A 20,361-nucleotide genomic window follows, 5' to 3' on the forward strand; every position below is an offset into this window, starting at 1 on the left:
CCATGGAAGACGACTTGCCGAAGCACGGGGCGAATTTCGTGCCGCTGAGCCCCGTCTCGTTCCTCAGGCGTGCGGCGCATGCGTGGGGCGCGCGTCCGGCCGTGCTGCATGGGGCTCGGGCGTACACCTATGCCGAACTCCTCGAACGCGCGCGTCGCCTTGCCTCAGGCCTCGTGCGCCTCGGTGTAGGCCGCGCGGACGTGGTCGCCGCCCTGATGCCGAACATCCCCGAGATGCTCGAGGCGCACTACGGCGTGCCGATGGCCAATGCCGTGCTGTGCCCGATCAATATCCGGCTTGATGCCGGAACGATCCGCTTCATCCTCGCCCATTCGGGGGCGAAAGTGCTGCTGGTGGATCGCGAATACGCCGCGATCGCCGCCCGGGCGCTCGAGGAGCTCGACACGCCGCCGATCGTGGTCGTGATCGACGATCCGGAGGGCCCCGACGGGGCGGCGATCGACGCCATGCCATACGAGGCCCTGCTCGCCTCCGGTGATCCGTCGTTCCCCGTCTCGCCGCCCGCCGACGAGTGGGATGCGATCAGCCTGTCCTACACCTCCGGCACCACCGGTGACCCGAAGGGCGTCGTCGTCCACCATCGCGGCGCCTACCTCAACGCCTGCGGCAACGCGCTCTCCTTAGGGCTTTCGCCGCGCAGCGTCTATCTCTGGACGCTGCCGATGTTCCACTGCAACGGTTGGACCTACACCTGGGCGGTGACGCTGCAGGGCGGCGTGCATGTCTGCCTGCGCAAGGTGGAGCCCGCGCGTGTCTTCGCGCTGATCGCCGAACATGGGGTGACTCACTTGTGCGCGGCGCCGGTGGTGTTGACCATGCTGATCAACGCACCGGCCGAAGCCCGTCGCAATTTTCCGCACCGCGTGACGGCGGCGACTGGGGGGGCCGCCCCGCCATCGCCGGTGATCGCGGCGATGGAGGCGATGGGTTTCGACATCGTGCATCTCTATGGGCTGACGGAATGTTACGGGCCCAGCCTGATGAACGCCTGGCAGCCTGGGCTCGACGCCCGGCCGCTCGCCGAACGTGCTGCCTTCCTCGCCCGGCAGGGGGTGGGGCTTCCCACCCTGGAGGAGGTCGCCGTGCTCGCGCGCGATCGGGCGGAACGCGTGCCGGCGGACGGGGCCACGATCGGTGAGATCGCCATTCGCGGCAACACCATCATGAAGGGCTACCTGCGCAACCCGAAGGCGAACGCGGCGGTGTTCGACCAGGGCTGGTTCCGCACCGGCGATCTCGGCGTCATGCACCCGGACGGCTATGTCGAGGTGAAGGACCGGGCGAAGGACATCGTCATTTCGGGCGGCGAGAACATCTCGAGCCTGGAGGTGGAGGAGGTGCTCTACGCCCATCCCAAGGTCATGGAAGCCGCCGTCGTCGCGCACCCCGATCCGTTCTGGGGCGAGGTCCCGCACGCCTTCATCGCCCCCAAGCCCGGCTGCGAGGACGACATCACCGCCGAGGAGATCATCGCCTTCTGTCGCGACCGCCTTGCCCACTTCAAGGTGCCCAGGCACGTCACCTTCGGCCCCTTGCCGAAGACGGCGACGGGCAAGATCCAGAAATTCGCCCTGCGCGCGCGCCTGCGCGGCGAGGCGGGCGCGGAGGCGGCGGGATGATGCGCTACGGCATCGATCTCGGCGGGACGAAGACCGAGATCATCGCGCTCGATGAAACGGGGGCGGAACGGTACCGTCGTCGCACCGCCACCCCCGGCGACTATGAGGCCGTGGTGCGCATGATCGCCGACCTCGTCGCGGCGGCCGACGGCGCCACGCAGGCCCGCGGCAGCGTCGGCATCGGCATGCCGGGTTGCCTCAGCCCCGCCACGGGCCTCGTCAAAGGGGCGAATTCGACCTTCCTCAACGGTCGGCCGTTCGACCGCGACCTCGAGGCGGCGCTTGGGCGCCCGGTGCGCATCGCGAATGACGCCAACTGCTTCGCGCTGTCGGAGGCGACCGACGGCGCGGCCGCCGGGGCGCGCGTCGTGTTCGGCGTCATCCTCGGCACCGGTTGCGGCGGCGGGGTGGTGGTGGAGGGGCGCGTGCTGACGGGCCCGCACGCGATCGCCGGCGAATGGGGGCACACGCCGTTGCCCTGGCCCTCCGCCATCGAGACCCCGGGGCAACGCTGCTGGTGTGGTCGCCACGGTTGCCTGGAGACCTGGATCAGCGGCACGGGGCTCGCCCAGGACTGCGACGGGCCCGGTGCGCGCGACGCCACCTCGATCCCGGCCCGCGCCGCGGCCGGCGAGGAGCGGGCGCGCGCCGCGCTCGCCCGCCATGCCGATCGCCTCGCCCGCGGGCTCGCCGTGGTGATCGATCTGATCGACCCGGACGCGATCGTGCTCGGTGGGGGACTTTCCAACATGGATCACCTGTATGAGGTGGTGCCCCGGCTTCTTCGACCCTACGTCTTCTCCGACGTGGTCACGACCCCCATCCTGAAGGCGAAGCACGGCGATTCCTCCGGCGTGCGCGGTGCCGCCTGGCTCTGGGGGCCGGGGGAGGGCTGAGCGGAGCCGGTGGGGGCGGGGAGGGGGCGTGCCCTGGCTCTGCCGAGACTGCATCGCGTTCGGCGCGGGCGACGACGAGAGCCGGTGTGCTGCCTGCGGGTCGGCGGCGCTCGTCGCGCACCCGGACCTGTTTCGCCTTGCCATCGCGCACATCGATGCCGATGCCTTCTACGCTGCGGTCGAGAAGCGGGATCGGCCCGATCTCGCCGACCGGCCGGTCATCGTCGGCGGCGGGCGTCGCGGCGTCGTCACCGCAGCCTGCTACGTCGCGCGCCGCTTCGGCGTGCGTTCGGCGATGCCGATGTTCAAGGCGCTCCGGCTCTGCCCCGAGGCGGTGGTGATTCGCCCCGACTTCGCGAAATATGCCGCGGTCGGCCGGGCCTTGCGGGAACGGATGCTGGCGCTCACGCCGTTGGTCGAGCCCCTGTCGATCGACGAGGCCGTGCTCGATCTGACGGGGACCGAGGCCGTGCATCGCGCCCCACCCGCGGTGGCGCTCGCCCGGTTCGCGCGCGCGGTCGAACACGAGCTCGGCCTCACCGTTTCGATCGGGCTCGCGCCGAACCGACTGCTCGCCAAGCTCGCGGCGGAGCGGGACAAGCCGAGGGGCTTCTCCGTCATCGGGAAGCGCGAGGCCCGATCGGTGCTCGCGCCTTTACCGGTGTCCGCCTTGCCCGGTATCGGACCGAAAGCGGCGGCGCGTCTCGCGGCAGCCGGGGTCACCACGCTCGGCGCGCTCGCCGCGCTCGCCCCCGACGAGGCAGGGCGTGTTTCGAGGCACGGCCCGGCGCTGGTGCGGCTTGCCCGTGGCGAGGACGATCGCGCGGTGGTGCCCGATCGGCGACCGAAATCGATCTCGATCGAAACGACCTTCGACCGCGACCTCTCGGACCTCGCCTCGCTCGAGACGGCGCTGTGGCGTCTCGCCGATGGGCTCGCCGCGCGTCTCACCGCGAAGGGCCATGCCGCGGCGGGGGTCGTGCTGAAGCTGAGGACGGATCGCTTCGTGACGCGCAGTCGCCACGCACGGCTCGCTTTTCCCACCCAGCTCGCCGAGGTGCTGTTCGAGGCGGCCACGCCGTTGCTCGCGCGCGAGGTGGGCGAGGTGCGCTATCGCCTGCTCGGGCTCGGGGCGGAGCCGCTGGCGCCGGCCGAAGTGGCCGACCCGCCCGATCTCGCCGACCCCGAGCGGGCGCGGCGCAAGGCGCGGGCGGAGGCGATCGCCAGCTTGCGTGCGCGCTTTGGGCCCGCGGCGGTGCGGCGAGGGCGCGAGCTCTGAGCGGGGCGTCAGTTGCAGCCGCCCGGCAGCTCCTCGTACTCGACGAGCTCTCCGCGCACCGCGAACTCGCCGAAATCCATCCGCAGGTCGTCCGCGACACCGTTGACGAAGTAGCGGATGCCGACCTCGTACTCCGGTTGACCGCTGCCCTGCGGATCGAAGAAGGCGATGCGGACGCGGAACGACGGCAGCGCGCGGAGTTTCGGCTGAGCGTGCGAAGCATCGGGGGCGAGGCGGGCGATGATCACCGTATTGGTGTCGCGTGCGCCATCCTCCTCCGTGCCATCGAAGATCGGCGCGGGGAAGACGCGCGCTCCGCGCTCGGCCGCCTCCAGCAAGCGCAGCGTGTGCAGCATGGGGAACATCGTGCCGCGCGGGAGGGCAACGGTCTGCTGGTCCGGGGCCGTGTAGCGCGCCTCGCCGGCAGACGTTACAGGGTCGATGCGCGCCTCGCCGATCAGTGTCTGCACGACCGTTCCGTCCGTGGCTTGCCGCAGCCGGAAGCGGAAGCGGCTGCCGTCCTTCTCCTCCCAGGTCACGTAGTCCGAGGCCATCTCGTAGGCTTGGCCGCTGCGCGAGACGACCTGCAACGTGAAGCGCTGCTCCACCGTCCAGCCTTCGCAGCGATCGACCACCTCATAGAGCATCGCCCCCGCCGCGCTCTCCACGTCCTGGCTCGGGCGCGTGGTGTCGAGGGTGAGCCGATAGCCCGCGCGATGCGAGATCAGCGAGACGGCCTCGGCCGGGACGGAGGGGGCAATCACTGCCGCGATGGCGGCAAGGGCAAGCAGAGGTCGGATGCGGTGCATGGGTCACTCGATGAACGGGCGCGTGCGAGAGTAGGCGAGAAACGGGGCGCCTGCCCATGGCTTCCGCGCGAGCCGGGTCGCTTCTGCCGCCCCGGCAAGCGGGGCGCGGCAGGATTTGCCGGGAGCGGCATGGCACCCGCCTACTTGGGTGCTGACGCGGGCTTTCCGGCCTGGCACGGCCCTTGCCAAGCCTTCCGCGTCAGTCGTGACGATGCACGCGAGGACGACCATGCCGCTCGATGGCGCCACCGCAGCCGCCTTCGCCAAGGATCTGCCCGATCCGCTTGCCGCCCTGTTCGCCGACACCGCGGCCGCGTTGCCCGAGGGCGACCCCTGTCGGATGTTGCTCGCCCGTGCCGAACGGATCGCTCTCAGGGCGAGCGAGGTGATCCGCGCCCAGGCGGCGCGCATTCGCGAACTCGAGCGGCTGGCCGAGGCCGATCCGCTGACGGGCCTGCTCAACCGGCGCGGTCTGGCTCGCCGGCTGGCGGAGCGGCTCGCCGAGGCCGCCCGCCACCGCGAGCCGGGGGTGCTGATGTTCTGCGACATGGACGGGCTGAAGGCGATCAACGACCGCCTCGGCCATGCCGCCGGCGATGCCGCCATTCTCGCCACCGCTCGCGCCATTCGCGATGCCGTGCGCGCGACCGACACCGTTGCGCGAATCGGCGGGGATGAATTCGCGGTGGTCATGGCGCGCGTCGGGGCGGATCAGGGCTTGGCGCTCGCCGCCCGCCTCGCCGCCACGGTGCGCCGCACGGCGTTCGACTGGCAGGGCGAGCGCCTCTCGCTCGGGCTCTCCGTCGGCATCGCTCCCTTCACCGGCGAGGAGGAGCCTGAGGCCCTGCTCGCGCTGGCCGACCGTGCCATGTACGCCGAGAAGCGGGCTGGCCGCGCCGCCTGAACGAGGGACGCAGGTCGCGTTGTCGTCCCGCCTCAGCGCGGCTTCGGCGGCGGCAGGTCGAGCTTGATGTGCAGTTCCTTCAGCCGCTCGGGCGGCACCGGCGCCGGTGCCCCCATCATCAGGTCCTCGGCCTGCTGGTTCATCGGGAACAGGATCACCTCGCGGATGTTCGGCTCATCCGCCAGCAGCATGACGATGCGATCGATTCCAGGGGCGGAGCCGCCGTGCGGCGGCGCGCCGTAGCGGAAGGCGTTGAGCATGCCGCCGAAGCGCGCCTCCACCTCCTCGCGGCTGTAGCCCGCGATCTCGAAGGCGCGCAGCATGATCTCCGGGTCGTGGTTCCGAATGGCACCGGAGGAGAGCTCCACCCCGTTGCAGACGATGTCGTACTGGTAGGCCTTGATGGTGAGCGGGTCCTGCGTGTTCAGCGCCTCGAGCCCACCTTGCGGCATGGAGAAGGGGTTGTGGCTGAACTCGATCGCGCCGGTGTCCTCGTTCCGCTCGTACATCGGAAAATCCGTGATCCAGCAGAAGCGGAACGCGTTCCGTTCGACGAGGTCGAGCTCGCTACCGAGCCGGAGACGCACCTTGCCGGCGAAGGCGGCGGCCTCTTTCGGTGCGGCGCAGACGAAGAACACGGCATCGCCATCCGCGAGATCGAACCGGCGGCGAATGGCCGCGCTGCGCTCCGGCTCGAGATTCTTCGCGATCGGCCCCTTCGCCTCGCCAGCCTCGAAGACGATGTAGCCGAGACCGCCCGCACCTTCCGCCCTCGCCCACTCGTTCAGCCGATCGAAGAAGCTCCTCGGCTTCGCGCCAGCGCCGGGGGCGGGGATGGCGCGCACCACCGCCCCCTTCTCGATGGCGCGCGCGAACAGGCCGAACCCCGAGCCCGCGAAGGCTTCCGTGACATCGGCGATGCGCAGCGGGTTGCGCAGATCGGGCTTGTCGGTGCCGTAGGCGAGCATCGCCTCGTCGTAGGCGATGCGCGGAAAGGGTGGGGGTGTGACGCTGCGGCCGTTCGCGAACTCCTCGAACACGCCGGCGAGCACCGGTTCGATCGCGGCGAACACGTCCTCCTGGGTGACGAAGCTCATCTCGAAGTCGAGCTGGTAGAATTCGCCCGGCGAACGATCCGCCCGCGCATCCTCGTCACGAAAGCACGGCGCGATCTGGAAGTAGCGGTCGAAGCCCGCCACCATGCAGAGCTGCTTGAACTGCTGCGGCGCCTGCGGCAGGGCGTAGAACTTGCCCGGATGGAGCCGCGAAGGGACGAGGAAGTCGCGCGCACCCTCCGGGCTCGAGGCGGTGAGAATCGGCGTCTGGAACTCGATGAACCCGGCTTCGATCATTCGCCGCCGGATGGAGGCGATGACTTGCGACCGCAGCACGATGTTGCGGTGCTGTCGTTCGCGCCGGAGGTCGAGGAAACGGTAGCGCAGGCGCAGCTCCTCCGGGAATTCAGCATCGCCCGCGACCTGGATGGGCAACACCTCGGCCGCCGACTGCACGGTGATCGCCTCCGCGCGCAGTTCGATCTCGCCGGTGGGGATCTTCTGGTTCACGGTGTCGGGCGTGCGCCGCACCACCGTTCCGGTGACCGTGATCACGCTCTCGGGGCGGATCCGTTCCGCTTCCGCCAGCAAGGGCGAATGGGCATCGATCACCACCTGGGTGATGCCGTAGTGGTCGCGCAGGTCGATGAACAGCAGGCCGCCGTGGTCGCGCTTGCGGTGCACCCAGCCGGAGAGGCGGACGGTCTGGCCGGCATGGTCGGCGCGAAGCGCGCCGCAGGTGTGCGTGCGGTAGGGGTGCATGGCTCGATCTGGGCTGGAAGCGGAGCCTCGAGGGAACCGGCACGGGCGGGGGAAGTCAAGCCGCCCGCTTGGTGCCCGTGCAGTGGGGGTGTAGAAGCGCGCCGCCCATGAGCCAGCGTGCCAAGCCGGCCTTCCCCGACCCCGTCCTGATCGAGACCACGGACGCGCTCGCCGCTCTTTGCGCCCGGCTCGCCGCGGCGGAGTTCGTCACCGTCGACACCGAGTTCATGCGCGAGCGCACCTACTGGCCGGAACTCTGCGTTGTGCAGATCGCGGGACCCGAGGACGTGGCGGTGATCGACGCGCTCGCACCGGGCCTCGATCTCGCTCCTCTCTATGCGCTGTTCGACGATGAGCGGGTGACCAAGGTGTTCCATGCCGCCCGGCAGGATCTGGAAATCTTCCACCTCCGCACCGGTCGGCTGCCCACGCCGCTGTTCGACACCCAAGTCGCGGCGATGGTGGCAGGCTTCGGCGATCAGGTCGGCTACGACGCGCTGATCGCCGCGCTGACGGGAGCGACGATCGACAAGGCGTTCCGGTTTTCGGACTGGTCGGCCCGGCCCCTCACGCCGCAGCAGATCGCCTATGCCGCGGCCGACGTCACCCATCTCCGGCGCGCCTACGTCAAGCTGCGCGCCCGGCTGGAGCGCAGCGGGCGGCTCGCTTGGGTGGCGGAGGAGATGGCTGCCCTCGCCGACCCTGCCACCTACCGGCTCGACCCGGAAGAGGCTTGGCAGCGGCTGAAACCCCGCAGCACCAACCGCCGCTTCCTGGCGGTGCTGCGCGCGGTGGCCGCCTGGCGCGAGCGTGAGGCGCAGCGCCTGAACATTCCGCGCCAGCGCGTGGTGAAGGATGAGACGGTGCTGGAGGTCGCGGCCCAGGCGCCGTCGGACGTCGCGGGGCTCCTGCGCGCGCGGGGTTTTCCCCGCTCGCTCGCGGAAGGGAAGTCGGGTGCGGCGCTGCTCGCGGCCATCTCTGCAGCGAAGGCTCTGCCCGAGGAGGCGCTGCCGGAAGTGGAGGAGAGGCGCAACGGCGGGCGGGCCTCGCCGGCGCTCGTTGCGTTGCTGAAGGTGCTGCTGGCGGCGAAGTGCGAGGAGCATGACGTGGCGCAGCGCCTCGTCGCCTCGGCGGAGGATCTCGAACGCCTGGCGGCGGAGGACGAGCCCGACCTTCCTTGCCTGCACGGCTGGCGTCGCGCCGTGTTCGGCGAGGCGGCGCTGGCGCTGAAGGCCGGCAAGGTCGCGCTCTCCGCCGCGGGGCGGCGCGTCAGCCTGGTGCCTCTGCCATCAACGGCGGCCGGTTGAGCTGAGGGGGCGACGAAGGCCGGGTCGTGCCACGGCAGCCGGCGGCGTGGACGGTCTCGGCCGTGGGTTTGGCCCGCTGTGGGCGTGCTTGCACCGCGAGGGGGGCTCCGGCGATGCCTCCCCGGCGCGGCATTCCGTCAGCGTGCGGCCGTGGCCGGACCGATCATGCGCCGCAGCAGGTTGTCGAAGAGGGAGAACAGGCGATCGCCGGCGAACCCGAAGAGCAGGGCGAGGGCAGAAATTTCGAGCGCCGCCCACAGCTTGCCGTCGCCGAACAGCTTCAGCCCGGACAGAAGCACGCCGATCATGCCGCCGACGACGGCGCCGAGCAAGATTCGGCGAAGGAACAGGCGGCCCTCGGTGCGGGTGAGAGCGAAACTTTGCAGGCGCCCACGCAGCGAACGCTCGGCCGCCATCCAGCCGCCGAGGGCACCGTAGAGGGCAGGCAGGAGGAAGGTGCTCAACGCGGCGAGCGTGGCCTGGGGATAGACGTGAAAGGCAAGCCAATTCGGCGGGCGGTCTGCCTGGACTTGGTTCGGCGGCGCCGGCCCCCTGGCGGCGTCGTTGCCAGAACGAACATGAGGCGTGTTCGCGTCGGCGTCGGCCGACTTCGCGTCCGACAATGGGTCGGCGACGGACGACGCCGCTGCCGAGGGCCTTTTCAGCCAAGCCGCGACCTCGCCGCCGGCCCTTGCGAGGAGATCGCCGATGCCGGTCGGGAGGTCGTGAACGAGGAACCGCGGTAAATCGTTGAAAACCACTCGCGGCACATCCTGGAAGAGGACGGTCGGCAGCAGGACGGCCACCGCCCGAGCCGGGCGCATCCAGCCGTCGATGGCGTCGTATGCGGCCTTCCGTTGCGCATCGAGCGTCTCGTACGCGAAGCAGAAATCGCGGATCCGCTCATTCGGAAAAACTCGTGCTTCGATCGCGTATGTCCGGATCTCGTCGGACTTGCCCCTTTCATCCCTCACGCGTGCGGTCCACGCGTATCCGGAGGCGAGTTTGGTGTCCTGGGGCTCAAGAACGAGGAACAGGTTCGTCGGCCCGTTGTGGAGATTTGGACTGGCATCGACTTTCCTCAGGGGGTTCGAAACCGGTTGGAGGGTGATCGTACGGTCCGTGGACTGGGCGGACCACGCGGCACGCGCTTCGGAGACCAGGAACAGTTTCCCGCACGGATCGGCAACCCAGCCGCGGACGTTCGCCTCACGCGCGCTTTTCTCGAGGCGCCAAAGCGCATGACTGAGCGGGATTAGGACCGTGCTCTCCTTCAGCCTCACGTCGGTGATCGCCGCCAACGCGCGCTGGATGTCGGCATCCTTCTGCGCCTGCTCGGTCACCGCCTTCAAGTCATTCTCGATCCTCTGCAGGTCGGCGAGGAACTGCTTCCCCATGGTGGCGTAAATCGAGAGGGTCAGGGTGAGCGCGAAGATGATGACGGCGAGCAGGCGGCCGCGATTGATCCGCCAGGCCAGCAACTCCGCCTCCGCCTCCGCCGAACGCATCGGCGCACTTGCCTCGGTCAGTCCGCGCGGCACGGTGCCGTGCGATTCCCCTCCGCCCCCCTCCTCTCCCGGCGGTGGCCGCCCGCGGCCGACCACGCCGCCTGCCCCGGCCGCCGCCTCGGGCGCCGCCCGCCCCGCACCGTTGCCCGCATTCGGCGCGGCGACCGCCTCCACGCCGGCGGTGCCCGGCGAAGCCGCGCGGGTCTGCCCTGACCTCGCTGCCCCCTGGCCATCTCTTCGTCCGCCGTCCAGGGCGACCACGGCAAGCGGGCCGAGAGCGAAGACCACTCGGTGGCGGCCCTCGGCGTCGACCGGCCACTCCCGCGAGCGCTGCCAGACCACCGCCAAGCTGCCGAGGCGGAGCAGCACCGCCGGGAACATCCCGTTGCGGCGATGTAATTGCCGGCGATCGCCCACCAAGCCCAGATAGCCGGCGGTCACGCGGATACTGTCGGCGCTCACGTCGGGATGGAAATTCTGCGCCCGGTTCGATTCCCGTCGGTACGCGTTGAACAGTTCCACCACGCGGCCGCTGTCCTTGGCGATGGTGACAGGATCGAGCGTGAGAAGCGTGCCGAGAGCGCCGGGCGTCCAAGCCGGCGCCGCTTGCCCGTCCCCAGCTGCGTCCTCCGGTTTCAACGCGTCGTCGTCCTCTGACCCCGTCGGATGTGCGGCGTTGAAGTAGACGAGCGTGCGGAGATCGTCTTGCGCGCGCGCGACCAGCGCCACGAACGCCGAACTTGGCTCCCGCTGTTCCGTTTCGCTGACCACCGCCAGTCCCCCGAACTCCCCCGGGTGTGCCCGGACAGCAGACGATCGCATGCAGAAGTATCGGCGCTTCGTTCGCAACGATCAACGTGCGGCCGAGCCGTGCGCACGGGGAAGCCCGGGGCGGCGGACAGCAGGCGAAGGCAGAGAGGGGGATAGCGTGCGACGGGCGGGCTACGGGCGGGGGCTCAGGCCGCCGCCACCGCCTCCGGCGCGAGCTCCGTCGCCGGTTCCCGTCCCACCGCCTCGGCCAGACGCTCCAGCCGCCGCCAGACGGACTCGCCCGCGAACACGCCCCCGCCGCGCGCAAGCCTCAACACAATCCGCTCCTGTTCCATGCGCAGCGCGGTCAACGCCAACAGGGCGGAGGTGCCGCCGCACAGCGTGTAGGCGAGCCGCAACGCCGCCCCCAGCACCTCGGCGCGCTTGGCCGAGGCGACGTCGAGCAGAGCCCGCGCCGGCGCCAGCCACGGCGCCAGCGGGTCCGCCTCGTGGCGGATCGCCAAGGTGAGGGCGAGAAAGGCGCGCGCGTGGTGATCGAGCCCGATCCCCGGTTGGCGCAACAGGCGGAGGAACGCCTGCTCGGCCTTGTATTCGGGGTGCTCGTGCGCGCCGATGTCGGACACCCAGCACGCGGTCTCGCGCAGGCGTCGCAGCGCCGGCGTCTCGTCCGGGAAGATGGGGTCCGTCCAGGCGATCAGCGCGGGCGGAAGATCCTCGCTGCGCCCGAAACGTCGGCAAAGGTCGCGCCCCGCTGCGATCACGGGGTCTTCGGCCGCAACCTCGGGGTCCAGATGCGTGGCGTACCACCCTTCGCGCAGGCCGTTGGCGCTGAACACCACGCGCCGGGCTCCAGTGGCGCGCAACAACCGACGCAGCACCACGGCGGCGAACGGCAGGGTGTCGAGGCGGCGGCGCGACACGCCCGGAATGCGCTCGAGCGTCTTGCGCGAGAGGTTGGTGATGACGCCGGTGAGGTCGCGCGCCTCCTCGCGCGAGAGCGTGTAGTGATGCACAACGGAGAGCGGGTAGCCCGTCTGCCCGATGTGGATGCGAGCGAGCGTTCGCCACGCACCGCCGACCAGATAGAGGTCGCGCCCAGCCCCCTCCGCAAGCCAGGGAATGTCGCGCAACGTCTCCTCGACGATGGCGCGCGCCCGCACCACGTCATTGCCGGAACGGTCGATCAGCCGCAGCGCGCCCAGCGGCAAGGTGGCAGTGCGAACGACACCGCGATCGAGCCGAACGAGCTCCAGGCTACCGCCGCCCAGGTCGCCGAGGATGCCGTCCGCCTGCGGGATCCCGCACAGCACGCCGAGCGCGGAGAGGCGCGCCTCCTCCTCGCCGCCGAGCACGCGGATCGGCAAGGATGGAAAACGTCGACGCAGCATCTCGACATAGGCGGGCCCGTTCTGCGCGTCGCGCACCGCTGCGGTGGCCAGGACCTCGACGGGGTCGGCCCGCATCGCAGCCGCAACGACGGCGTAGCGTTCCAGCACCGTGACGGACTGCGCGATCGCCTCCTCATTCAGCCGGCCGGTCATTTGCAGGCCGCGCCCGAGGCCAAGGATCGCCTTCTCGTTGAACACGATCTGCGGGTTGCGCGTCAGTCCCTCGAACACGACGAGGCGAACGGAGTTCGAACCGAGATCGATCACGCCGAGCCGCGGCGGCTGAGGCGAAAGGGGCGCGTGCATGGCAGGTACCTTCAGTCCTCCAGCACGCGGTCCGGGCGGTCGCGGCCGAACACCGAGGGCGGGACGTTCACTGCGGCCGGCCCGTGCAGCGCGCTGCCCCGGCCCGACAGGGACGGATTGGTCATGAAGTACTCGTGCGCGGACACCGCGCCCTCGCGCGCGGCACGTCGGCGATACGCGCCGGTCGGCAGCAGGTCCCAGGTCTGCATCTCGTCCTGCAGGTTGACGACCATGATCTGGTCGAGGATCTGCGCGTGCACCGTTTCGTTGAAGATCGGCACCATCACCTCGACGCGCCAATCCATGTTGCGCGGCATCCAGTCCGCCGAAGAGATAAACACCTTGGCACGACGCGACGGCATCGTCTCGCCGTTGCCGAAGCAGAAGATCCGGCTGTGCTCGAGGAAGCGGCCCACGATCGACTTCACGCGGATGGTTTCGGAGAGGCCGGGAACGCCGGGGCGGAGGCAGCAGATGCCGCGGCAGACGATGGCGATGTCCACCCCCGCCTGCGAGGCGCGATAGAGCGCGTCGATCAGCGTCGCGTCGACCAGGCTGTTCATCTTCAGCCAGATCGTACCGGGCCGGCCGGCGCGCACATGCGCGATCTCCTCCTCGATCAGCTCGAGCAGGCGCGGGCGCAGGGTGGCCGGAGCGAAGGCGATCGCGTCCATCGTTTCGGGGCGCGCATAGCCGGTCATGAAGTTGAACAGCCGTGCGGCGTCGCGCGTGAGATCGGGATCGCAGGTGAAGAAGGAGAGATCCGTGTACACGCGCGCGGTGTAGGGATGGTAGTTGCCCGTGCCGTAGTGCACGTAGGAGCGGAGCGCCCCACCTTCGCGACGCACGACCAAGCTCACCTTGGCGTGGATCTTCAGTTCGACGAAGCCGTACACCACCTGCACGCCGGCCGCTTCCATCTCGCGCGCCCAGCGGATGTTCTGTTCCTCGTCGAAGCGCGCCTTCAGCTCGACCATGGCGGTGACGGACTTGCCGGCTTCGGCGGCTTCGATCAGCGCGCGCACGATCGGGCTGTCGCGGCTCGTGCGATAGAGCGTCTGCTTGATCGCCACAACGTTCGGGTCGCGCGCCGCCTGGCGCAGGAACTGCACCACCACGTCGAACGATTCGTACGGATGGTGGACGACGATGTCCTTGTGCCGGATGGCGGCGAAGCAGTCGCCGCCGAAGTCGCGAATCCGTTCGGGAAAGCGGGCGGTGAAGGGCTTGAAGACGAGATCGGGGCGATCATCGACGATGATCTGCTTGACGTCGCCGATGCCGAGCATGCCGTCGACGACGAAAAGTTCGGCCCGCGGCGCATCGAGCTCGTCGGCGACGAACTCGAGCAGGTCGGGCGGCATCTCGCGGTTGACCTTGAGGCGGATGACACGGCCGCGCCGGCGCCGTTTCAGCGCCGTCTCGTAGGACCGCACGAGGTCCTCGGCCTCTTCCTCGAACTCGACATCGGAATCGCGGATGATGCGGAACATGCCGCGGCCGGCCAGCGTGAAGCCGGGAAAGAGGCGATCGAGAAAGAGGTCGATCACGTCTTCGACGATGAGGAAACGAATTCCACCGCGATCGGGCAGGCGAACGAAGCGGTCGACCTGCGGCGGGATGGGCAGCAGCGCGCGCATCACCGTGCCGTCATCGCCGCGGGCGAGTTTCAGCACCATCACGAGACCCAGCGACGGGATGAAGGGGAACGGATGGGCCGGATCGATGGCGAGCGGGGTGAGAACCGGGAAGATCCGCTCCATGAACCACTGCGCGAGCCAGGCGTGATCCTCGGCGGACAGTTCGCCCGGTTCGATCACGGCGAGGCCCTGCTCGCGCAACAGCCCCCGCAGGTTGCGCCAGACGCGCTGCTGTTCCGCCATCAGCGCCTGCGCGCGGGTGTGGATGGCGGCGAGCTGCTGACCGGGAGTGAGGCCGTCCTGGCTCACCACGTTCAGCCCCGCCGCCGCCTGCCCGACGAGCCCCGCGACGCGGACCGAGTAGAACTCGTCGAGGTTGCTGGCGGAGATCGAGACGAAGCGCACGCGCTCGAGCAGCGGATGGCGTGGATTGTCCGCCTCCTCCAGGACGCGCGCGTTGAACGCGAGCCAGGAGAGCTCGCGGTTGATGAAGCGGGCCGGATCGTCGATGCCGATGGGCGGGGCCGTGATCGTTTCGCTCGGCACCTCGCCTGCGAGCTCGCGACGCTCGCTCACGCTCGTCTCCTGCACCGGGTGCGCGGCCCCGTGCCGCGCCGCACTTCCCTCCCACGACTGGCCGGGGGGCGGCAAGGGGTTCCGGGTTCGCGGACGGCGCGGCAAGGATCAGTCCTCGGCCAGTGCGGCGAGCACGCGTGCGGCCTGCGCGCGGCCAAGCCGTCGTCCCTCGGCCAGGGTGAGGGCGTCGAGCCAGCGCACGACCCGGGCGATCGCGGCAAAATCCCGCGGCAGACGGGTGGCCAGATAGGTCACGACAGTAGGCTCACAGACGATCTGCCGATCGGCGAGCTGCTTGGCCAGCACGGCAGCGAGCAGAGCCTGGTCCGGTGCCCCGATGGTCGCCGTCGCCGAGGCGACGAGACGGGAGCGGAGATCGGGCAGCGCGAGCGGCCAGCGGGAAGCGGGCAAGCGCGTCGTGAGCAGCACGGTTCCGCCCTGTTCGGCGACAAGGTTCAGCAGGTGCAGAAGCGCCCTCTCACGCGCGGCCTCGCCAGCCGCCGTCTCGGCGTTTTCGACCAGCACATGCACAGCCGAACCGAGCTGATCCGGCACGTCGGCAAGGCGAAGTGCGGCGGCGGAAACCACGGCCGCGCCGCTTCGCGCACGCCAGATCGCGCCGAGATGACTTTTCCCCGAGGCCTCGGGCCCCACCAGCACGAGCCGCCCTGCCGGCCAGTCGGGCCAGCAGGCGAGCCAACGTTCGGCCTCCTCCGTGGCCGCCGCCGAGACGAAGTCGGCCGCGGCGAACGAGGGCTTGGCGGGAAAGTCGAGGGCGAGCTGCTCGGCGCTCACAACCGCCCCTCATCGCGATAGAGCTCGCTCGCCAAATAGCGTCTCAGCCAGTGCCGAACGATGACGCCGATCGCCGCCGCGATCGGCACGGCGAGCAGAACGCCGAGGAAGCCGAACACCGCCCCGCCGGCGAACAGGGCGAAGATCACCCAAACCGCGTGCAGCTCGACGCGCTCGCCGAGCAGGCGCGGATACAGCACGTATCCCTCGACGACGTTGCCGAACACGAAAATCGCCGCGATGGTCAGCACACCCGACCAAGTGCCGAATTGCGCCGCCGCCATGCCGACGCCGACGACGAACCCCGTCAGCGTGCCGACATACGGGATGAAGGAGAGGATGCCGGCGGTGAGCCCGACGATGAGGCCGAGCTGCAGCCCCGCCGCCGTCAGCGCGGTGGCGTAGAACAGAGCGAGGATGAGGCAGACCAGGGCCTGCCCGCGCACCCAGGCGGAGAGGATGCGGTCGATCTCGGCGGCGATCTCGCGCACCGTCGGCGCATAGCGACGCGGCACCCAGGAGTCGAGGCGGGCGATGATCTTCGGCCAATCCCGCAGGAGGTAGAAGGCGACGATCGGGGTGACGACGATCAGTGTCAGCACGTTGATCAACTGCACGCCGCCGCCCACCACGCTGGCGATCGCGCCCGTCAGCCAGCCGATCATCGTGTTCACCTGGTTCAACGCGAGCTGCCGCAGGCGCTGGTCGACGAACTCGGGCCCGAGATTCTCTTCGAGCCACAGCAGCGACTGCTGGATGAGGTCGCCGAGCAGGCGGATGTACTGCGGGATCAGCGAGATCAGGATGCTGATCTGGGCGAGGATCAGCGGGTAGAACAGCAGCAGGAAGGCGATGATGAGCGCGAGCAGGGCGACGACCAGCAGGATCGCGGCAAGGCCCCGCGGCACGCCGACCGCTTCCAGCCGATCGGCGATCGGATCGAGCAGGTAGGCGATCAGGGCGGCGAGCACGAAGGGAAGGAGGATCGACGAAAACAGGTGCAGCGCGAACAGGAGTGCTGCGATCGTACCCAGGATGAGCAGCAGGCGCTGGCGACGCGCCGCGATTTCGGCCGGCGTTTCCATCGTCACATCGCCGCCGCACCGCCGCCGCGCACCCAGCGCGCGAGATAGGCCGCACCGGAAGCCACCGTGCTCGCCGCCACTACCCACTCCAGGACCGTCACCGCTGTCTCGCCTGGCACGCCGTAGGCCGCGTGCAGCAGCACGGCGGCGGCGAGCACGATCTGCGCCGCCGTGTTGGCCTTGCTCACGAACAGCGGGCGAATCACGACCTCCTGGCCGAGAACATAGAGGGTGAGCACGCCGCCGACGATCAGCACGTCGCGGAACACGACAAGGATGACGAGCCACGAGGGCAAGGCCCCGATCGCGCCCAGGGTGACGTAAACGCTGACCAACAGGGCCTTGTCCGCCACGGGGTCGAGAACGGCGCCGACGCGCGAACGCAGCCCGAACCGCTTGGCGATGAAGCCGTCGACGGCATCCGAGATGCCGGCAGCGACGAACAGCCAGAACGCCCAGGCCATCTCACGCTGCAGGATGAGCCACACCGCGGCCGGCACGGCGCACAGGCGGAGGAGGGTGATCAGGTTGGGCGCGGTGATCATCGCCCCGGTTCAATCGCGCGCCCGGTCCTCGGCCGCTACCGACGGGGCGAGGGCAAGGCTGCGCCGCTCGCCGTCCGTCGCCAGCACGAGCCCGGCGGCGGCAAGAGCAGGTTCGGCCCTCGCCGCACCGCCGAAGAGCGTGAGGGCAAGGCGAGCCTCGCCGGCGCCGAGGCCGCGCAGCTCGACCCGCGAAACGACAGGGATGGCGGATAGGCGGCGCCTGAGCTCCGCCCACTCGGCGGGCGAGGCGAAGCGCGCCCGCACCTCGATGGTCTCGCCGGGGCCGAGCTCGCGCGCAAGCAGGGCGCGGACGGCCTCGGGGCGAAACAGAACCGTCAGGGTCGCGCGGTAACGCCGCGCCGTGATCTCTTCCTCGGCGACCTCGAAGCCCTCGACCAAGTGGTCGAGCTCGCTCTCGGGCAACCGCCGAAGCCGTGCCGCCGCTTCCGGCGCCTCGCGGGCGAGGAAACGTTCCCAGGCCGCCCGCCGGCCGGTCGCCTGCGCCGCGGCCCTGGCCGCCAGCGCGTCCGCCGCCGTCTCGTCCACCGCGATGCCGCCGACCCGGAACCCCCACTCGCCGGCCTGCGCCGCCCCGCACCAGAGCGCGAGCGCGACCAGCGCCCCCAACATGCTTGCTCTTGACGACACGCCCCTTCCCCGACACGACCCGGCGGTGACCGGGTGCATGCTGCCTTAGCCGATCGGGGGAGACCATCGCCAGAGCCACCTACCGCGACGCCGGCGTCGACATCGAGGCGGGCGAGGCGCTTGTTGAGCGGATCAAGCCGCTCGCCCGCGCCACTGATCGGCCCGGCACGCTCGGCGCTTTGGGCGGGTTCGGCGCGCTGTTCGACCTGCGCGCGGCGGGTTTCGCCGACCCCGTGCTGGTCGCGACCACGGATGGTGTCGGAACGAAGCTGAAGATCGCGATCGAGACCGGCCGCCACCGGGGGGTGGGGATCGACCTCGTCGCCATGTGCGTCAACGACCTCGTGGTGCAGGGGGCAGAGCCCCTGTTCTTCCTCGATTACTTCGCCACCGCCCGGCTGGCGATCGACCACGCGGCGGACGTGATCGCCGGCATCGCCGAGGGCTGCCGGATTGCCGGCTGCGCCCTGGTGGGGGGCGAGACGGCGGAGATGCCCGGGATGTATGCGGCGGGCGACTACGACCTCGCCGGTTTTGCGGTGGGGGCGGCCGAGCGCGGCAGCTTGCTGCCGCGCGCCGACCTCGCGCCCGGCGACGTCGTGCTGGGGCTCGCTTCGTCGGGGGTGCACTCGAACGGTTTTTCGCTCGTCCGCCGCATCGTCGCCGAAGCGGGGCTTGGCTGGTCCTCGCCCTGTCCGTGGCATGGTGCGGTGACCCTCGGCGAGGCGTTGCTCGAACCGACGCGCATCTACGTGGCACCTGTGCTGGCTGCGCACCGCCAGGGGCTGATCAAGGCCGCGGCGCACATCACCGGCGGCGGCCTGCCCGGGAACCTGCCGCGGGTGCTCCCGGAGGGGCTGGTCGCCTCCATCGATGCCGCCACGTGGCCGGTGCCGCCGGTGTTCGCCTGGCTCGCGCGCACGGGCGGGGTGGCGGCTGAGGAAATGCTGCGTGTGTTCAACTGCGGCATCGGCATGGCGGTGGTGGTCGCTCCCGCCGAGGCCGAGCCTGCGACCGCGATCCTCTCCGCATGCGGCGAGCGGGTCTTCCGGATCGGCACCCTCGTCGCCGGGGAGGGGCCGGCCCGGGTCGAGGTCGCGGTGCCGGACGGCTGGCTTGCATGAAGACGAAGGTTGCGGTGCTGATCTCCGGGCGCGGCAGCAACCTGCGCGCCCTCCTCGAGGCCTCGGCCGACCCGGCGTTTCCGGCCGAAATCGCGCTGGTCGTCTGCAACGAACCCGCCGCCGGAGGGCTTGCCATCGCGCGGGCGGCGGGGGTGCCGACGGCGGTGATCGACCACCGCCCGTTCCGCGGCGACCGGGCGGCGCACGAGGCGGCGATCCAGGCTGCGCTGCACGGGGCGGGGGTCAGCCTCGTCTGCCTCGCCGGCTGGATGCGCCTGCTCACCCCCTACTTGGTCGGTCTGTGGCGCGGCCGGATGCTCAACATCCACCCGAGCCTGCTGCCGGCCTTCCCAGGGCTTGATACGCATGCTCGCGCCCTCGCCGCCGGCGCCAAGCTGCACGGTTGCACCGTCCATCTCGTCACCGAGGCGATGGACGACGGCCCGATCCTCGCCCAGGCGGCCGTGCCCGTGCTGCCGGGCGACACGGCGGACAGCCTCGCCGCGCGGGTGCTGGCGGCCGAACACCGTCTCTATCCGACCGCGCTTGCCGCCTATCTCGGGGTCGCCACCGGCCCGGCTTCGGCCGAGACCGTCTTGTTCAACCCCTTGCCGCTGGTGCCTCGCTCCGCCTAAGGGAGGGGGGCCTGATGGAGAAGGGGAGGGCAGCCATGGCAGGAACAGGTGGTGCGGTCAGGATGGACGACCCGAAACTCGACGAGTTCCTCCGCACGCGCGAGGAGATGTATCGGGGCTTCAACCGGGCGATCGTCTGGACGGTCGCATCGGTCGCCGCGATCCTGATCCTGCTCGCGGTGTTCCTGCTCTAGTCGCTGCCGAGAGAGGCGCTCGGGAGGGCGGCCCTCGACGGTCCGCCCCGGCGCGCCCTTCAGCCCACGATCTCGGTCTGGGCGAAGAAGAAGGCGATCTCGCGCGCCGCGTTCTCCGCGCTGTCCGAGCCGTGCACCGAGTTCGCCTCGATGCTTTCGGCGAACAGGGCGCGGATCGTTCCGGGTGCCGCCTTGGCCGGGTCGGTCGCGCCCATCAGCTCGCGGTTCTTCGCCACCGCGTTCTCGCCCTCGAGCACCTGCACCACGACGGGGCCCGAGCACATGAAGTCGACGAGGCTGGCGTAGAACGGCCGCTCCGCATGCACCTTGTAGAATTCCTTCGCATGCGCGCGGCTCATCCAGATGCGCTTCTGGGCGACGATGCGCAGGCCGTTCTCCTCGAAGATCGCATTGATCTTGCCGGTGAGGTTGCGTCTTGTCGCGTCGGGCTTGATGATGCTGAGGGTGCGTTCGACGGCCATGCGGCCTCTCTC

Annotated in this window: 18 protein-coding genes; 8 read left to right on the forward strand and 10 right to left on the reverse strand. The window is 70.2% G+C overall.

What is annotated here, in order from left to right; all coding sequences use genetic code 11:
- The first annotated feature begins 2 nt into the window (after positions 1 to 2).
- From DWB05_RS07590 to DWB05_RS07600, 3 genes are read left to right on the forward strand one after another with little or no spacing between them, the layout of a single operon-like run.
- Complete coding sequence (locus DWB05_RS07590) at positions 3 to 1,640, forward strand: AMP-binding protein (RefSeq protein WP_114376623.1); 1,638 nt, start codon at positions 3 to 5, stop codon at positions 1,638 to 1,640.
- Entirely contained in the window at positions 1,640 to 2,536 is an 897-nt protein-coding gene (locus DWB05_RS07595; RefSeq protein ID WP_114376725.1) for an ROK family protein, read from the forward strand. Before DWB05_RS07590 ends, DWB05_RS07595 begins: the two co-directional genes overlap by 1 nt.
- Before the next feature lie 28 nt (positions 2,537 to 2,564).
- Positions 2,565 to 3,815 (forward strand): DNA polymerase IV, encoded by a 1,251-nt coding sequence (locus tag DWB05_RS07600; RefSeq protein WP_114376624.1) that lies wholly within the window; start codon positions 2,565 to 2,567, stop codon positions 3,813 to 3,815.
- 8 nt (positions 3,816 to 3,823) lie between these two features.
- Here the strand turns inward: DWB05_RS07600 and DWB05_RS07605 are convergent, their stop codons facing one another.
- Positions 3,824 to 4,624: a cell envelope integrity EipB family protein gene (locus tag DWB05_RS07605; protein ID WP_114376625.1), complete on the reverse strand. Its 801-nt coding sequence runs from the start codon at positions 4,622 to 4,624 to the stop codon at positions 3,824 to 3,826.
- 229 nt (positions 4,625 to 4,853) lie between these two features.
- Between DWB05_RS07605 and DWB05_RS07610 the strand changes: the two genes are divergently transcribed.
- Positions 4,854 to 5,528, forward strand: coding sequence for a GGDEF domain-containing protein (locus DWB05_RS07610; protein WP_198669103.1), 675 nt, complete (start codon positions 4,854 to 4,856; stop codon positions 5,526 to 5,528).
- Positions 5,529 to 5,560: 32 nt separating this feature from the next.
- Here DWB05_RS07610 and aspS read toward each other — a convergent pair whose 3' ends face one another.
- Positions 5,561 to 7,345, reverse strand: coding sequence for an aspartate--tRNA ligase (aspS, locus tag DWB05_RS07615; RefSeq protein ID WP_114376627.1), 1,785 nt, complete (start codon positions 7,343 to 7,345; stop codon positions 5,561 to 5,563).
- 107 nt (positions 7,346 to 7,452) lie between these two features.
- Here aspS and rnd point away from each other — a divergent pair, with 107 nt between their 5' ends.
- Positions 7,453 to 8,652 (forward strand): ribonuclease D, encoded by a 1,200-nt coding sequence (gene rnd / locus DWB05_RS07620; RefSeq protein ID WP_114376628.1) that lies wholly within the window; start codon positions 7,453 to 7,455, stop codon positions 8,650 to 8,652.
- 137 nt (positions 8,653 to 8,789) lie between these two features.
- Here rnd and DWB05_RS07625 read toward each other — a convergent pair whose 3' ends face one another.
- The 7 genes from DWB05_RS07625 to DWB05_RS07655 form a co-directional block, all read right to left on the reverse strand.
- Positions 8,790 to 10,931 carry a hypothetical protein gene (locus DWB05_RS07625; protein WP_157967127.1) on the reverse strand — a complete coding sequence of 714 codons (2,142 nt, stop codon included), beginning with the start codon at positions 10,929 to 10,931 and terminating at the stop codon, positions 8,790 to 8,792.
- Between the two features lie 185 nt (positions 10,932 to 11,116).
- The gene (locus DWB05_RS07630; RefSeq protein WP_114376630.1) at positions 11,117 to 12,625 is read right to left on the reverse strand and encodes a Ppx/GppA family phosphatase; all 1,509 of its coding nucleotides are present in this window, start codon (positions 12,623 to 12,625) and stop codon (positions 11,117 to 11,119) included.
- An 11-nt stretch (positions 12,626 to 12,636) separates the two neighbouring features.
- Positions 12,637 to 14,811: an RNA degradosome polyphosphate kinase gene (locus DWB05_RS07635; RefSeq protein WP_232818464.1), complete on the reverse strand. Its 2,175-nt coding sequence runs from the start codon at positions 14,809 to 14,811 to the stop codon at positions 12,637 to 12,639.
- 138 nt (positions 14,812 to 14,949) lie between these two features.
- Positions 14,950 to 15,636, reverse strand: coding sequence for a P-loop NTPase family protein (locus DWB05_RS07640; protein ID WP_114376632.1), 687 nt, complete (start codon positions 15,634 to 15,636; stop codon positions 14,950 to 14,952).
- Complete coding sequence (locus tag DWB05_RS07645) at positions 15,633 to 16,721, reverse strand: AI-2E family transporter (RefSeq protein WP_114376633.1); 1,089 nt, start codon at positions 16,719 to 16,721, stop codon at positions 15,633 to 15,635. The genes DWB05_RS07640 and DWB05_RS07645 overlap by 4 nt, the downstream gene beginning before the upstream one ends.
- A gap of 2 nt (positions 16,722 to 16,723) precedes the next feature.
- Entirely contained in the window at positions 16,724 to 17,266 is a 543-nt protein-coding gene (locus DWB05_RS07650) for a CDP-alcohol phosphatidyltransferase family protein (RefSeq protein ID WP_114376634.1), read from the reverse strand.
- A gap of 9 nt (positions 17,267 to 17,275) precedes the next feature.
- Complete coding sequence (locus DWB05_RS07655) at positions 17,276 to 17,896, reverse strand: hypothetical protein (RefSeq protein WP_114376635.1); 621 nt, start codon at positions 17,894 to 17,896, stop codon at positions 17,276 to 17,278.
- A gap of 83 nt (positions 17,897 to 17,979) precedes the next feature.
- Here DWB05_RS07655 and purM point away from each other — a divergent pair, with 83 nt between their 5' ends.
- From purM to DWB05_RS07670, 3 genes are read left to right on the forward strand one after another with little or no spacing between them, the layout of a single operon-like run.
- Positions 17,980 to 19,038 (forward strand): phosphoribosylformylglycinamidine cyclo-ligase, encoded by a 1,059-nt coding sequence (gene purM, locus DWB05_RS07660; protein WP_114376636.1) that lies wholly within the window; start codon positions 17,980 to 17,982, stop codon positions 19,036 to 19,038.
- Complete coding sequence (gene purN / locus DWB05_RS07665; protein ID WP_114376637.1) at positions 19,035 to 19,673, forward strand: phosphoribosylglycinamide formyltransferase; 639 nt, start codon at positions 19,035 to 19,037, stop codon at positions 19,671 to 19,673. The genes purM and purN overlap by 4 nt, the downstream gene beginning before the upstream one ends.
- Before the next feature lie 35 nt (positions 19,674 to 19,708).
- The gene (locus DWB05_RS07670; protein ID WP_157967128.1) at positions 19,709 to 19,867 is read left to right on the forward strand and encodes an aa3-type cytochrome c oxidase subunit IV; all 159 of its coding nucleotides are present in this window, start codon (positions 19,709 to 19,711) and stop codon (positions 19,865 to 19,867) included.
- Positions 19,868 to 19,926: 59 nt separating this feature from the next.
- Here the strand turns inward: DWB05_RS07670 and ndk are convergent, their stop codons facing one another.
- Positions 19,927 to 20,349, reverse strand: a complete 423-nt coding sequence (gene ndk, locus DWB05_RS07675; protein ID WP_114376639.1) for a nucleoside-diphosphate kinase — start codon at positions 20,347 to 20,349, stop codon at positions 19,927 to 19,929.
- Positions 20,350 to 20,361 lie beyond the last annotated feature (12 nt).

The organism is Elioraea thermophila (ex Habib et al. 2022), from assembly GCF_003336755.1.
GTDB lineage: Bacteria > Pseudomonadota > Alphaproteobacteria > Acetobacterales > Acetobacteraceae > Elioraea > Elioraea thermophila.

Excerpts from the sequence above, each read along its gene's own strand:
- DWB05_RS07590 (WP_114376623.1), top strand. The coding sequence starts at position 3 with ATGGAAGACGACTTGCCGAAGCACGGGGCGAATTTCGTGCCGCTGAGC.
- DWB05_RS07595 (WP_114376725.1), top strand. The coding sequence starts at position 1,640 with ATGCGCTACGGCATCGATCTCGGCGGGACGAAGACCGAGATCATCGCG.
- DWB05_RS07605 (WP_114376625.1), bottom strand. The coding sequence starts at position 4,624 with ATGCACCGCATCCGACCTCTGCTTGCCCTTGCCGCCATCGCGGCAGTG.
- DWB05_RS07610 (WP_198669103.1), top strand. The coding sequence starts at position 4,854 with ATGCCGCTCGATGGCGCCACCGCAGCCGCCTTCGCCAAGGATCTGCCC.
- aspS (WP_114376627.1), bottom strand. The coding sequence starts at position 7,345 with ATGCACCCCTACCGCACGCACACCTGCGGCGCGCTTCGCGCCGACCAT.
- rnd (WP_114376628.1), top strand. The coding sequence starts at position 7,453 with ATGAGCCAGCGTGCCAAGCCGGCCTTCCCCGACCCCGTCCTGATCGAG.
- DWB05_RS07630 (WP_114376630.1), bottom strand. The coding sequence starts at position 12,625 with ATGCACGCGCCCCTTTCGCCTCAGCCGCCGCGGCTCGGCGTGATCGAT.
- DWB05_RS07645 (WP_114376633.1), bottom strand. The coding sequence starts at position 16,721 with ATGGAAACGCCGGCCGAAATCGCGGCGCGTCGCCAGCGCCTGCTGCTC.
- DWB05_RS07650 (WP_114376634.1), bottom strand. The coding sequence starts at position 17,266 with ATGATCACCGCGCCCAACCTGATCACCCTCCTCCGCCTGTGCGCCGTG.
- DWB05_RS07655 (WP_114376635.1), bottom strand. The coding sequence starts at position 17,896 with ATGTTGGGGGCGCTGGTCGCGCTCGCGCTCTGGTGCGGGGCGGCGCAG.
- purN (WP_114376637.1), top strand. The coding sequence starts at position 19,035 with ATGAAGACGAAGGTTGCGGTGCTGATCTCCGGGCGCGGCAGCAACCTG.
- DWB05_RS07670 (WP_157967128.1), top strand. The coding sequence starts at position 19,709 with ATGGCAGGAACAGGTGGTGCGGTCAGGATGGACGACCCGAAACTCGAC.
- ndk (WP_114376639.1), bottom strand. The coding sequence starts at position 20,349 with ATGGCCGTCGAACGCACCCTCAGCATCATCAAGCCCGACGCGACAAGA.